Source organism: Roseateles sp. SL47, assembly GCF_026625885.1.
GTDB lineage: Bacteria > Pseudomonadota > Gammaproteobacteria > Burkholderiales > Burkholderiaceae_C > Roseateles.
This window is the reverse complement of the sequence record NZ_CP113068.1, coordinates 5751744-5765371: the sequence shown is the minus strand read 5'-3', so window position 1 is coordinate 5765371 and position 13628 is coordinate 5751744. Positions and strand designations below refer to the sequence as shown.

Genomic DNA, 13628 nt, shown 5'->3' with positions numbered 1-13628 from the left:
CCCTCCGACAGGCCAGGGGTGTCCCCCTTGCCAGCGACAATGGTCGATGCGGCAGGCACAAGCGCGTCAGTGCCACCACCCCCACGGCGGGTCCCTGCCCCGCAGGCGCGCTGCGGCCGGTGGGCCGCCTTGAAAGTGGCAAGTGTTGCTGGCGAACGGAAATACGGATCCAGGCCGGCGAGGGCGTGCGTCATGTCATGCGTCCAGCGCACTTGCGGGGGCAAGGCGCCAGTTCTCGTAAGGGAAATCGGGGGTGCGCAGCAGGCAGTCTTGCGCGCGGCGCTCATGGTGCCAGGGCGCGGCGCTGCTGCCGCCAAACTTGGTGCGATGTTGTTGCAGTTCAGTCACGCCTGACACCGTAAGTTCACAACTGACCACCAAGCCGACAGCTGTCGGATGAAGACGTCAAGGGTGTCGGATGCCAGCCCGGCGCCGCAAGCACGGGAGCCGGCCTCCCTGCACGGGCCGTTCGCCCCCAGCCCGCCCTCGAAACAGGCAGGAATTCGGGTTATACTCTTCGGGTTTTTGCCAAGGCGCCGACCTTTATGGGGCACCCAAGTTGCGCAACTTCCTGCGGGGATCCTTTGTTGGGGAACCGTTGCTGAGGAGCAGGCGTGGGGCCAACAGTCAGATCTGGATTGAGATCCTGATCCTGATCGAGATTCGGATTCGGATACAGATTCGAATTTAGGGCCAGATTTAGGGCCAGATTTAGGGCCAAATTTAGGGCCAAATTTAGGGTCAGGTAGCGGCGGCAAAAACGCGGTGAGTGCGTGAATGTCCAGGAATGGGTCCTGGCCGACATGGCTCAACCGCAAATTCGCGGGTCCGGCAATCACCGGTCATCAACGACACATCGGCTCAGACTTCACTGGGTCCGACAGTCCGATGGCGGGTGATGACAGGCGGCTTCAGCGTTTGTCACAGTGTGAATCGTCAGGTTCACCGGTGGCGGCGGCTGGAGTGGTCCACAAGGTGTTGCAGGCAGCGTCTGCAATTCGTGCCGGATTCTAGAAACAACCTTCGGAGAATGACATGTCCGTTACGATGCGCGAAATGCTGGAAGCTGGTGTCCACTTTGGTCACCAAACCCGCTTCTGGAACCCCAAGATGGCCCCGTTCATTTACGGCCATCGCAACAAGATTCACATCATCAACCTCGAAAAGACGCTGCCCGCGTTCGAGGAAGCCCTGAAGTTCGTGCGCCAGCTGTCGAGCAAGCGCGGCACCATCCTGATGGTGGGCACCAAGCGCCAGGCGCGCGACATCGTCGCTGAAGAAGCCGCACGCGCAGGTGTGCCGAGCGTGAACCAGCGTTGGCTGGGCGGCACGCTGACCAACTTCAAGACGGTCAAGACCTCGCTGAAGAAGCTGAAGGACATGCAGACCCAGGTGGACGCTGGCACCCAGCCCTCCATCAAGAAGGAAGCTCTGATGTTCCAGCGCGATATCGCCAAGCTGGAAAAGAACATCGGCGGCATCCAGGACATGGCTGCTCTGCCGGACGCTCTGTTCGTGATCGACGTGGGCTACCACAAGATTGCTGTGGCCGAAGCCAAGAAGCTGGGCATTCCCGTGATCGGCGTGGTTGACACCAACCACTCGCCCGAAGGCATCGACTACGTCATTCCTGGCAACGACGACTCCGCCAAGGCTGTTGCCCTGTACGCCAAGGCTGTGGCCGACGCCGTGCTGGAAGGCCGCGCCAACTCGACGCAAGAGCTGGTCCAGGCTGTCGCCGCTGAAGGTGACGAGTTCGTGGAAGTGAACGAAGGCGCCTGATCGCCGCGTCCCCGCAAGGGTTCGACCAGGGGGCTGATTCAGCCCCTTTTTTCTAAGCAATTTTCCAAGCAAGATTTCGCAGGTTCCCGAGCTTCCCGTTTCAGGGTGGGGGCCTGCACCACACGGAGATTGAAATGGCAGCAATTACCGCAAGCATGGTCGCCGAGCTGCGCGCCCGTACCGACGCTCCCATGATGGAGTGCAAGAAGGCCCTGACGGAAGCCGATGGCGACCTGGGCCGCGCGGAAGAAATCCTGCGTGTCAAGCTGGGCAACAAGGCTGGCAAGGCCGCTTCGCGTATCACCGCTGAAGGCGTGGTCGCCGCTGCGGTGGTCGGTGGCGCCGGTGCCGTGATCGAAGTCAACTGCGAAACCGACTTCGTTTCCAAGAACGATGCCTTCCTGGCCTTCGTGAACGCCCTGGCTGGCCTGGTGGCCGAGAAGAACCCCGCCGACGTGGACGCCCTGGGCGCCCTGGCGCTGTCCCAGGAAGGCTTTGGCCCGACGGTGGAAGATGTCCGCAAGGGCCTGATCGGCAAGATCGGCGAGAACATGACCATCCGCCGCTTCAAGCGTTACGCTTCCGGCGCCAAGCTGACCTCCTACCTGCACGGCACCCGCATCGGCGTGATGGTCGAGTTCGAAGGTGACGACGTGGCCGCCAAGGACGTGGCCATGCACGTGGCCGCCATGAAGCCGGCGGCCCTGTCTTCCGCCGAAGTGCCGGCCGAGCTGGTCGAAAAGGAACGCAAGATCGCCACCGAGAAGGCTGCCGAATCCGGCAAGCCCGCTGACATCGTCACCAAGATGGTGGAAGGCTCGGTGCAGAAGTTCCTGAAGGAAGTCTCGCTGCTGGACCAGGTCTTTGTGAAGGCCGCTGACGGCAAGCAGACCGTTGCCCAGATGCTCAAGGACAAGGCCACCACGGTGAAGTCCTTCACCCTCTACGTGGTGGGCGAAGGCATTGAAAAGAAGGTGGACGACTTTGCCGCCGAGGTGGCTGCCCAGGTGGCCGCCGCAACCAAGGGGCAATAAGCTCCAGAAACAAAAGGGCGCCCCCGGGCGCCCTTTACACTTGTGCCTGCGCCAGGCGGATGGTGCCTGCGCGCGCGCAACCCCTTGCCTTCAGTGGCTGTATTGACGAGGTAACAATGCCCGCGCACAAACGCATTCTGCTCAAGCTCTCCGGCGAAGCCCTGATGGGCGATGACGCCTACGGTATCAACCGCGCCACCATCGTGCGCATGGTGCAGGAGATCCAGGACGTCACCCGCCTGGGAGTGGAAGTGGCGGTGGTGATCGGTGGCGGCAACATCTTCCGCGGCGTCGCGGGAGGCTCGGTGGGCATGGATCGCGCCACGGCCGACTACATGGGCATGCTGGCCACGGTGATGAACGCCCTGGCTCTGGCGGACACCATGCGCCAGGAAGGCATGACCGCCCGGGTGATGTCCGCCATTGCCATCGAGCAGGTGGTGGAACCCTACGTGCGCCCGAAGGCGCTGCAATATCTGGAAGAGGGCAAGGTGGTGATCTTTGCCGCCGGTACCGGCAACCCCTTCTTCACCACGGACACCGCCGCTGCCTTGCGCGGCGCCGAAGTCGGGGCCGAGATCGTGCTGAAGGCCACCAAGGTGGATGGCGTCTACACGGCGGACCCCAAGAAGGATCCGACCGCCACCCGCTACAGCCGCATCAGCTTTGATGAGGCCATCAGCAAGAATCTGCAGGTGCTGGATGCGACCGCGTTTGCCCTGTGCCGTGACCAGAAGCTCCCCATCCGGGTGTTCTCCATCTTCAAGCCGGGCGCACTCAAGCGCGTGGTGTTGGGGGAGGACGAAGGCACGCTGGTGCACGTCTGAGCGGGTCGACGCGTTAAGTGATTCACGGCGCCTGCGGGCGCCACGCCGTCCCCATTGATCGAGGAAAAGAACATGAGCATCGCCGACATCAAGAAGAACGCCGAAGCCAAGATGGCCAAGTCCATCGAGGCGTTCAAGAACGAACTGCAGAAGATCCGTACGGGCCGGGCCCATCCGGGCATCCTGGACCAGGTGCATGTGGACTACTACGGTTCGCCGGTTCCCATCTCCCAGGTGGCCAATGTCAGCCTGCTGGATGCCCGCACCCTGAGCGTGCAGCCCTGGGAAAAGGGCATGGGCCAGAAGATCGAAAAGGCCATCCGTGAGTCGGACCTGGGCCTGAACCCCTCCAGCCAGGGCGATCTGATCCGCGTGCCGATGCCGCCACTGTCCGAAGAGCGCCGCCGTGACCTCACCAAGGTGGTCAAGGGTGCAGCCGAGGACGCCAAGGTCGCCGTGCGCAACCTGCGCCGCGATGCGAACGAGCAGGCCAAGAAGCTGACCAAGGACAAGCAGATCACCGAAGACGACGAGCGCCGCAGCCAGGACGAAGTCCAGAAGCTGACCGACCGCGTGGTGGCCGAGATCGACAAACTGGTTTCGGCAAAGGAAGCCGAGATCATGGCGGTCTGAGCACACACGACGTGAGCGCAGAAAAAAAGGCGGGAGTGCCCCGCCATGTGGCCATCGTCATGGATGGCAACGGACGCTGGGCCAAGAAGCGCTTTCTTCCGCGCTTTTTCGGCCACAAGCAGGGGGTGGATGCGCTGGTGCGCGTGGTGCAGGCCTGCATCGATCGTGAGATCGAGTACCTGACCGTCTTCGCCTTCTCCAGCGAGAACTGGAAGCGCCCCAGCGACGAAGTCTCCGGCCTGATGGGGCTGGTGCTGGCGGCGGTCTCCCGCTATTTGGCCCGCATGGGCGCGATGGGCGTGCGCATCCGCATCGTGGGGGACCGGGAAGCCGTGTCCGACAAGCTGCGGGCGGCCTGGGCGGAAGCCGAGACCACCACGGCCCACAACAGCAAGCTGACGCTGAATGTCGCTTTCAACTATGGCGGCCGCTGGGACATCGTCCAGGCCTGCCGCCAGGCGATTGAAGCGGGCGTGTCGGCCCAGGAGCTGACCGAAGCGAAGCTGTCCGAGTTCATGGCGATGAGCTATGCACCGGACCCGGACCTGTTCATCCGCACGGGCGGGGAACTGCGCATCAGCAACTTCATGCTGTGGCAGACCGCCTATACCGAGTTTGTGTTCTCCGACTGCCTCTGGCCGGAATTTGGCGAGGCCCAGCTTGACGAGGCGATCGCGGCCTTCCAGGCGCGTGATCGTCGCTTCGGTGGGGTCAATGTGCCGGGTGTCGCTGGCGTCACCCAGGAAGCCTGAATTCCCTCCGGAAAGGTCTGAGCCCATGCTGTTGCCCCGCATCATCACAGCCCTCGTGCTGCTTGCCCTGCTGCTGCCGGCGCTGTTCGCGCCCACGCCGCTGCCTTTTGCCCTGCTGACCCTGGTGATGATCGCTGCGGGCGGCTGGGAATGGTCCCGCCTCAATGGTCGTCCCGGCGCTGCCGCGCTGGCGTTTGGTGCCGGGCTGGCCGTGGTCTGCGGGCTGTGCCTGTATGCCCTGGGTTTTGCGCTGCCAGCCTGGTGCTGGTGGATCGCCGGCGGCCTGTGGGTGCTGGGCGGTGCGCAAGCGCTCAAGACCGGCGTGGCGGGCTGGCCGCAGCTGTCGGTGGGGCTGCGTCTGACGCTGGGCGCGGTGCTGCTGTGGGCCGCCTGGCTGGCCCTGATCAGTGCGCGGGCGCGCGGCATCAACTTCCTGCTGTCGGCCATGTGCCTGGTGTGGATGGCCGACATCGCCGCCTACATCTTCGGTAAGCTCCTGGGGCGCCGTAAACTCGCCCCGGCCATCAGCCCGGGCAAGAGCTGGGAAGGCGCGCTCGGCGGTCTGCTGGGGGTGGTGGTGATGGCCATGGTGTGGGTGCATGTGATCGACGTGCACCTGCCGGTGGATGGTCCCAGCCTCTACCAGATTTTGGTGAAACGGCTGGGCTGGCTCTCCTTGCTGGCCATTGTCTTTTTGACCGCCATGAGCGTGGTCGGTGATCTGTTTGAATCCCTGGTCAAACGTGCCGCCGGCGCCAAGGACAGCAGTCAGCTGCTGCCGGGGCATGGCGGCGTGCTGGACCGTGTTGATGCGCTGCTGCCGGTCCTGCCGCTGGCCATGGCTTTGAGTTCCCTGTGATGACTGCTTCCCTCCGTTCTCCGCAGCAGGTGTGTGTGCTGGGTTCCACCGGCTCCATCGGCACCAACACGCTGGACGTCATCGCGCGCCATCCGGACCGTTATCGCGTGTTTGCGCTGTCGGCCATGAGCCGGGTGGATGAGCTGCTGGCCCAGTGCCTGGCCCATCAACCGCGGTTTGCGGTGCTGCCGGACGCCACGCTGGCGGCCACGCTCCGTCAGCGCCTGGCCGATGCCGGCAGCAAGACCGAGGTGCTGGACGGGCTTCAGGCACTGTCCGACATCGCCGCCCATCCCGACGTGGATGCGGTGATGGCAGCCATCGTCGGCGCTGCTGGCCTCGCGCCGGCCATGGCCGCCGCACGCGCCGGCAAGCGGCTGCTGCTGGCCAACAAGGAAGCCATCGTGCTGGGCGGCGCGCTCTTCATGCGTGCGGTGGAGCAGGGCGGTGCCACGCTGCTGCCGATCGACTCCGAACATTCCGCCATCTTCCAGTGCCTGCCGGAAGACCGTGCCACCTGGCACCAGCGCATCGACCACATCGTGCTGACCGCCTCGGGCGGCCCCTTCCGCCAGCGTGATCCCGCCACCCTGGCCGACGTCACGCCGGACCAGGCCTGCGCCCATCCCAATTGGGTGATGGGACGCAAGATCTCGGTGGATTCCGCCACCATGATGAACAAGGCCCTGGAGGTCATCGAGGCCCGGTGGCTGTTCAACCTGCAGCCGGAGCAGGTGAAGGTGCTGATCCATCCGCAGAGCATCATCCATTCGATGGTGGTCTGCCGCGACAACTCGGTGCTGGCCCAATTGGGGACGCCCGACATGCGGGTGCCCATCGCCTATGGGCTGTCCTTCCCGGAACGCATCACCTCCGGCGCCAGCCGTCTCGACCTGCTGGCCACGCCAGGCCTGAGCTTCGAAGAAGCCGATGAACGGCGCTTCCCGGGCTTGCATCTGTCCTGGCGGGCGCTGCGGTCGGCGGAAGGCAGCACGGCGGTGCTGAATGCCGCGAACGAAGAAGCGGTGGCCGCATTCCTGAATCGGGGTCTGCGTTTTGACCAGATCTGCCAGGTCAACCGTGATGCCCTGGACGCGGTGCAGCCGCAGGCGGGTGAGGTGGAGAGTGTCGAGGGGCTGCTGACCCTGGACACCCGCGCCCGGCGCCATGCCCAAGCGCTGATCCAGCGACTGTCGAGCACCACCTGATGTATACCGCGCTTGCTTTCGTGGTCACCCTCGGGGTGCTGATCATTTTCCACGAATGGGGGCACTACCGCATGGCCCGCGCTTGTGGGGTCAAGGTGCTGCGTTTTTCGTTGGGCTTTGGTCCAGTGCTGGGCCGCTGGCAAAAGGGGCCGGACGGGACCGAATTCGTGTTGAGCCTGTTGCCGCTGGGCGGATATGTCCGCCTGCTGGACGACCGCTTTGATGCGGTGCCGCCGGACCAGTTGCACACCTCGCTCAACCGCAAGTCGCTGTGGCAGCGCTCGGCCATTGTGCTGGCCGGCCCGGTGGCCAATCTGGTGCTGGCGGTGCTGCTGTTTGCTGCGGCCGGCATGGTGGGGCAGGACGAGCCCAAGGCAGTGCTGGGATCCCCCCAGCCGGGCAGCCTGGCGGAACAGGCGGGGCTGCGTCCGGGTGACTGGGTGCAGGCCTGGTCGGAGGATGGCCAGGACTGGCAGGACATCCGCGGCATGTCCGATGTCACCTGGCAACTGGCGCGTGCGGTGGGGGATCGGCGCCCGCTTTACCTTAGCGTGAGCCATGGCGAAGGCCACAGCCGCCGACAGATCCAACTCGATACCCAAAGCCTGGGCAGCCGCGATCTGGATGCCGCCAACCTGCGCCGCATCGGCCTGGGCGGCGTCTGGATGGAGCCGGTGCTGGGGAGCATCGTCAACGGCAGCCCGGCCGAAGCGGCGGGTCTGCATCCCGGTGACCGGGTGCTGTCTGTCAATGACAAGCCCATCACGGATTTGGCCGCCTTCCAGCAAGCTGTCCGCGCTTCGCTGGTGGAGGGCTGCGTGCAGCCGATGCGCCTGGTGCTTCTGCGGGGCGGGGAGCCCCTGGAGCGCACACTCACCCCTCGTCTGGAGGGGGCGGGTGGACAGTTCATCCCGCGCATCGGGGTGGGGTTCGGCGGAACACCGGAGATGGTCACGGTGCACTACGGTCCGGTGGAGGCGGTGGTGCAAGGCCTGACCCGCACCTGGCAGTTCAGCACCCACTCCCTCAAGACCCTCTGGCACATGCTGACGGGTGAATCCTCGGTAAAGAATCTCAGCAGCTTCATCACCATCGCAGACTATGCGGGTCAGTCCGCTCGTCTGGGAGCCGCAGCATTCCTGGGTTTTCTGGCCAGCGTCAGTGTCAGCCTCGGGGTGCTCAACCTGCTGCCAGTGCCGATGCTCGATGGCGGACACCTGATGTATTATCTTTTCGAGGGTCTGAGTGGCCGCCCAGTCTCCGAGCGGTGGCGCAGGCAGCTGGAACGTGCTGGTATCGCCGTCCTGCTGCTGATGATGAGTCTGGCCCTTTTCAACGATCTGACCCGCCAGCGGGTCCGCACTGAAACTTCCGCATGTCCCGATTCCTGCCTGAGCCAATGCGCCCCCAAGTGATCCAACTGGCGGTGCTGGCCGCCGCGATGCACACCGGTGCCGCCTGGGCCGTTGAGCCCTTCGTCCTCAAGGACATCCGCGTCGAAGGCCTGCAACGGACCGACCCCGGCACGGTGTTCGCGGCCCTGCCGTTCCGCATCGGCGACACCTACAACGACGAAAAGGGCGCGGCTGCACTGCGGGCCCTGTTCGCCACCGGCCTGTTCAAGGACGTCCGCATCAACATCGACACCGATGCGGTGGTGGTGGTGATCGAGGAACGTCCGATCATTGCCAATGTCAGCTTCGTCGGCCTGAAGGAATTCGACACCGAAGCACTGAGCAAGTCCCTCAAGGACGTCGGCATCGGCGAAGGCAAGCCGTTCGACAAGGCCCTGGCCGACCGCGCCGAGCAGGAACTCAAGCGTCAATACCTCACCCGCAGCCTGTATGGCGCGGAGGTGACCACGACCATCACCCCGATCGAGCGCAATCGCGTCAACGTGAGCTTCCAGGTCACGGAAGGCGAGCCGGCCAAGATTGCGGAGATCCGCATCCTGGGCAGCAAGGTCTTCAGCGAAAGCACCCTGCTGGGCCTGCTGGAGCAGACCACCAGCGGCTGGCTCACCTGGTACACCAAGACCGACCGCTATTCCCGCGCCAAGCTGAATGCGGACCTGGAAACCATCCGCTCGTACTACCTGAACCGTGGTTATCTCGAATTCAACGTCGATTCCACGCAGGTGACCATCTCGCCGGACAAGCAAAGCATCAGCATTGCCGTCACCGTCAGCGAAGGCCAGCCCTACACGGTCAGCGCCATCAAGATGGAAGGTGAGTTCCTGGGCCGGGAGGAAGAATTCAAGCGCCTGATCGCCCTCAAGGCCGGCCAGCCCTACCAGGGTGAAGCCGTGGCTCAGACGACGCGCAACTTCCAGGACCTGTACGGCACCTTCGGTTATGCGTTTGCCCGTGTGGAAAGCCGTCCGGAGATCGACCGTGCCACCGGCCAGGTGGTGGTGACTTTCGTGGGCGAGCCGCAGCGCCGGGTGTATGTGCGCCGAGTGCTGGTCTCCGGCAACACGCGCACCCGTGACGAAGTCATCCGCCGCGAATTCCGTCAGTTCGAATCCGCCTGGTATGACGGTGCCCGTATCAAGGCCTCGCGGGATCGCGTCGAGCGTCTGGGCTACTTCAAGGACGTCACCGTCGACACCACCGAAGTGCCGGGCTCGCCCGACCAGGTGGATGTGACCCTGACCGTCACCGAGCGCCCCACCGGCAACATCCAGATCGGCGCCGGTTATTCCAGCGCCAGCAAGCTGTCGCTGTCCGGGTCGATCTCCCAGGAAAACGTCTTCGGTTCCGGCAACTATCTGGGGATCCAGCTGAACACGGCCAGCACCGGCCGCTCGCTGGGCGTGTCCACGGTGGACCCGTATTTCACGGTGGACGGCATCTCACGCGCGGTGGACGTGTTCTACCGCACCACAAAGCCGATCAACAACCTGGGTGAACAGTACGAACTGGCGTCCTACGGTGGTTCGGTCAAGTTCGGTGTGCCGTTCTCCGAAGTTGACACTGTGTTCTTTGGTATTGGCGCCGAACAGACCCGTATCACCACCTCCAAGGGCCTCCCCAACAGCTACCTGCTGTTTGAAAATGCTTTTGGCGGCTCGGCCGTGTCCATCCCGCTGACCATCGGCTGGAAGGCCGACAACCGCGACAGCGTCATCACCCCGTCAGCGGGCACGATGAAGCGGGTGAACCTGGAAACCAGCGTGGTGGGGGACTCCCGCTACGCCATCGCCAACCTGCAGTACCAGCAGTTCATTCCGCTGGGCCGCAAGTTCTCGCTGATGGTCAACGGTGAAGTCGCCTGGGGTGAGGGCCTGATGGGCCGCCCCTACCCGATCTTCAAGAACTTCTACGGCGGCGGCCTGGGGTCGGTGCGGGTGTTCGAATCCGGCACGCTGGGTCCGGTGGACGTCACCGGCTCCTACACCGGCGGCAACCGCAAGTTCAACCTGAACACCGAGCTGTATGTGCCGGTGCCGGGCGCGGGCAACGACAAGAGCTTCCGCCTGTTCGCGTTCTTCGACGTTGGCAACGTCTGGGGGACGGACGAAAAGCTGAAGCTCGACGAGACCCGAGCCGCAGGTGGTATCGGTATCAGCTGGCTGTCGCCGATGGGTCCGCTGCGCCTCAGTTACGGTACGCCAATCAGGAAGCAACGGACGGATAGAATCGAGAGATTCCAATTCCAGATCGGGACGTCATTCTGATGAAGAGCACGCTGTTGAAGATGGTGGCCGCTGTCGCCCTGACAGCAGCCACGGCTTTGGCTGCCCAGGCCCAGGACCTCAAGATCGGCTACGTCAACAGCGAGCGGATCCTGCGCGAAACCAATCTGGCCAAGGCGTCGGAAGCCAAGCTGCAGGCGGAATTCAGCCGTCGTGAAAAGACCTTGCTGGAGCAGGAAGGCAAGCTGCGCTCTGCGGCTGAGAAGCTGGACAAGGAAGGTCCGGCACTGACGGAAACCGAACGGGCCCGGCGCCAAAGAGAACTCATCGAGCAGGACCGTGACCTGCAGCGCAAGCGTCGCGAATTCAACGAAGACGTGGCTCAGCGCAAGAACGAAGAGCTGGCCGCCGTGATTGAAAAGGCCAACAAGGTGATCAAGCAGATCTTTGAACAGGACAAGTACGACCTGATCGTGCAGGACGCCGTCCACGCCAGCGCGCGTGTGGACATCACCAAGAAGGTGATCGACGCCCTGAATGCTCAAAAGCCCTGATCGTTGATGAGGCTCGCAGCATGAAACAGGTAACGGTTGCAGACCTGATCGCCGCCTTGGGCGGCGTTTCTGTTGGTGCGTCGCAGACGGCCTTGCAGCGCATCGCGCCGCTGGAGGAAGCCGGTGCGGACGCCATCGCATTTCTTTCCAACCCCAAATACGCCTCGCAACTGGCCACCACGCAGGCCGCTTGTGTCATTGTGGCGCCTGCCATGCAGGAGGCTGCAGCGGCCCGCCGTGGCGATGGCCAGCTGGCCAGCTGCATCGTCACGCCCGACCCCTATCTCTACTTTGCCCGGCTGACCCAATGGTGGGTGCAGCACATGCGGCCGGCGCGTCCGGCGGCAACGGTTCATCCCACCGCCAGCGTCGCACCGGATGCGCAGCTGGGCGCCGGTGTGGACGTGGGCCCTTTTGCGGTGATTGAATCCGGCGCCCGCATCGGCGCGGGTGCCCGCATCGGTGCCCACACGGTGGTGGAACATCATGCGGTGGTGGGTGAAGGCACCCGTCTGGCGCCGCGCGTGGTGCTGGGTTATGACTGCGTGGTGGGCGCTCGTTCGCTGATCCACAGCGGCGTGGTCATCGGCGCTGACGGCTTCGGCTTCGCACCCACCAAGGGCGACAACGGCATGAAGTGGGTCAAGATCGAGCAACTGGGTGCGGTGCGCATCGGCGATGACGTCGAGATCGGCGCCAACACCTGCGTGGACCGCGGCGCGCTGGGCGACACCGTCATCGATGACGGCGCCATCATCGACAACCTGGTTCAAATCGCTCACAACGTGAAGATCGGCAAGGGCACCGCCGTCGCTGGCGCGGTGGCCATTGCCGGCAGCGCCGAGATCGGCGCCAATTGCATCATCGCGGGTGCCGCCCGCATCAACGGTCACATCAAGATCACCGACGGTGTGCAGATCGGCCCCACGGCCAACATCAGCAACAGCATCGACAAGCCCGGTGCCTACGCCGGCATGTGGCCTTTTGAGGAAGCCGCATCCTGGCAGAAGAATGCCGCCGCCTTGCGTGGGCTCTATGAGCTGCGCCAGCGCGTGCGTGCCCTGGAAAAGAAGACGACATGAACGAGAGCAGCAAAATCGACATTCACGGCATCCTGGCGAAGCTGCCGCACCGCTATCCCATCCTGCTGGTGGACCGTGTGCTGGAAGTGGAGAAGGGCGTGCGCATCCGCGCGCTGAAGAACGTCAGCATCAACGAGCCATTCTTCCAGGGGCACTTCCCGCATCACCCGGTGATGCCGGGTGTGCTCATCCTTGAGGCGCTGGCCCAGGCCGCCACGCTGCTGGCGGTGCAGAGCTACGACTTCTCGCTGGATGAGAACCATGTGGTGTACTTTGCCGGCATCGACGGCGCGCGTTTCAAGCGACCGGTGGAGCCGGGTGATCAGTTGATCCTGGATGTCACGTTGGAGCGTGCCAAGGCCGGCATCTACAAGTTTGGCGCCAAGGCTCTGGTGGGCACCGACATCGTGGCCGAAGCCGGCCTGATGTGCACCATGCGCCGTCTGGACTGCTGAGCGTCTGACCATCATGGCCAAGATTCACGCCACCGCCCTTGTGGACCCGAAAGCCCAGATCGACGCGGATGTCGAGATCGGCCCGTATGCGGTCATCGGCCCGGACGTCCGCATCGGCGCCGGCACGCGGATCGGCCCGCACACGGTGGTGGAGGGCCGCACCACCATCGGCCGCGACAACCGTATCTATCAGTTCGCCTCCATTGGCGCCATGCCGCAGGACATGAGCCACGGCGGCGAAGTGACCGAGCTGGTGATTGGTGACCGCAACACCATCCGTGAGTTCTGCACCTTCAACACCGGCACCTTCAAGGAGCAGGGCGTCACGCGGGTGGGCTCGGACAACTGGATCATGGCCTATGTGCATCTGGCCCATGATGTGGTGCTGGGTGACCACTGCGTGCTGGCCAACAATGCCACGCTGGCCGGCCACGTGCATGTGGGCGATTGGGCCACCATCGGCGGCCTGACGGGCGTGCATCAGTTCGTGCACATCGGTGCCCACGCCATGATCGGCTTCCAGGGCCATGTGGCGCAGGATGTCGCGCCCTACATGACGGTGGATGGCAACCCGCTCACCGTGCGGGCGGTCAACCTCACCGGATTGCGCCGTCGCGGCTTCAGCAACGAGCGCATCGGCAGCATCCGCCAGATGCACAAATTGCTGTTCCGGGACGGACTGACGCTGGAGCAGTCGGTGCAGCAGATCGAAGCCCTGAAGGCGGGGCAGGACACCGAGACGGTGGCAGATGTGCAGCTGATGCTGGACTTCCTTGCCGCTGCCAAGCGCGGGCTCGTTCGCTGA

At 64.1% G+C, this 13628-nt stretch carries 14 protein-coding genes; 13 read left to right on the top strand and 1 reads right to left on the bottom strand.

The window, feature by feature from the left end:
* Window positions 1-195: 195 nt before the first annotated feature.
* Window positions 196-348 (bottom strand): hypothetical protein, encoded by a 153-nt coding sequence (locus tag OU995_RS25010; protein ID WP_267832892.1) that lies wholly within the window; start codon window positions 346-348, stop codon window positions 196-198.
* 687 nt (window positions 349-1035) lie between these two features.
* Here OU995_RS25010 and rpsB point away from each other — a divergent pair.
* The 13 genes from rpsB (at window position 1036) to lpxA (ending at window position 13628) form a co-directional block, all read left to right on the top strand.
* On the top strand, window positions 1036-1782 hold the full coding sequence (gene rpsB, locus OU995_RS25005) for a 30S ribosomal protein S2 (RefSeq protein ID WP_267832891.1): 747 nt from the start codon (window positions 1036-1038) through the stop codon (window positions 1780-1782).
* A gap of 134 nt (window positions 1783-1916) precedes the next feature.
* The gene (gene tsf / locus OU995_RS25000) at window positions 1917-2816 is read left to right on the top strand and encodes a translation elongation factor Ts (RefSeq protein ID WP_267832890.1); all 900 of its coding nucleotides are present in this window, start codon (window positions 1917-1919) and stop codon (window positions 2814-2816) included.
* Between the two features lie 116 nt (window positions 2817-2932).
* The gene (gene pyrH / locus OU995_RS24995) at window positions 2933-3643 is read left to right on the top strand and encodes a UMP kinase (RefSeq protein ID WP_267832889.1); all 711 of its coding nucleotides are present in this window, start codon (window positions 2933-2935) and stop codon (window positions 3641-3643) included.
* 72 nt (window positions 3644-3715) lie between these two features.
* On the top strand, window positions 3716-4276 hold the full coding sequence (frr, locus tag OU995_RS24990) for a ribosome recycling factor (RefSeq protein WP_267832888.1): 561 nt from the start codon (window positions 3716-3718) through the stop codon (window positions 4274-4276).
* An 11-nt stretch (window positions 4277-4287) separates the two neighbouring features.
* Window positions 4288-5028: a polyprenyl diphosphate synthase gene (gene uppS / locus OU995_RS24985; RefSeq protein WP_267832887.1), complete on the top strand. Its 741-nt coding sequence runs from the start codon at window positions 4288-4290 to the stop codon at window positions 5026-5028.
* 25 nt (window positions 5029-5053) lie between these two features.
* Complete coding sequence (locus OU995_RS24980) at window positions 5054-5887, top strand: phosphatidate cytidylyltransferase (RefSeq protein ID WP_267832886.1); 834 nt, start codon at window positions 5054-5056, stop codon at window positions 5885-5887.
* Entirely contained in the window at window positions 5887-7095 is a 1209-nt protein-coding gene (gene ispC, locus OU995_RS24975; protein ID WP_267832885.1) for a 1-deoxy-D-xylulose-5-phosphate reductoisomerase, read from the top strand. The genes OU995_RS24980 and ispC overlap by 1 nt, the downstream gene beginning before the upstream one ends.
* Entirely contained in the window at window positions 7095-8510 is a 1416-nt protein-coding gene (rseP, locus tag OU995_RS24970) for an RIP metalloprotease RseP (RefSeq protein ID WP_267832884.1), read from the top strand. The genes ispC and rseP overlap by 1 nt, the downstream gene beginning before the upstream one ends.
* The gene (gene bamA, locus OU995_RS24965; RefSeq protein WP_420714761.1) at window positions 8471-10774 is read left to right on the top strand and encodes an outer membrane protein assembly factor BamA; all 2304 of its coding nucleotides are present in this window, start codon (window positions 8471-8473) and stop codon (window positions 10772-10774) included. The genes rseP and bamA overlap by 40 nt, the downstream gene beginning before the upstream one ends.
* Entirely contained in the window at window positions 10774-11286 is a 513-nt protein-coding gene (locus tag OU995_RS24960) for an OmpH family outer membrane protein (protein WP_267832883.1), read from the top strand. Before bamA ends, OU995_RS24960 begins: the two co-directional genes overlap by 1 nt.
* Window positions 11287-11306: 20 nt before the next feature.
* Window positions 11307-12368 (top strand): UDP-3-O-(3-hydroxymyristoyl)glucosamine N-acyltransferase, encoded by a 1062-nt coding sequence (lpxD, locus tag OU995_RS24955; RefSeq protein ID WP_267832882.1) that lies wholly within the window; start codon window positions 11307-11309, stop codon window positions 12366-12368.
* Window positions 12365-12823: a 3-hydroxyacyl-ACP dehydratase FabZ gene (gene fabZ, locus OU995_RS24950; protein ID WP_267832881.1), complete on the top strand. Its 459-nt coding sequence runs from the start codon at window positions 12365-12367 to the stop codon at window positions 12821-12823. The genes lpxD and fabZ overlap by 4 nt, the downstream gene beginning before the upstream one ends.
* Before the next feature lie 13 nt (window positions 12824-12836).
* A complete protein-coding gene (gene lpxA / locus OU995_RS24945; protein WP_267832880.1) occupies window positions 12837-13628 on the top strand; it encodes an acyl-ACP--UDP-N-acetylglucosamine O-acyltransferase in 792 nt (263 codons plus the stop codon).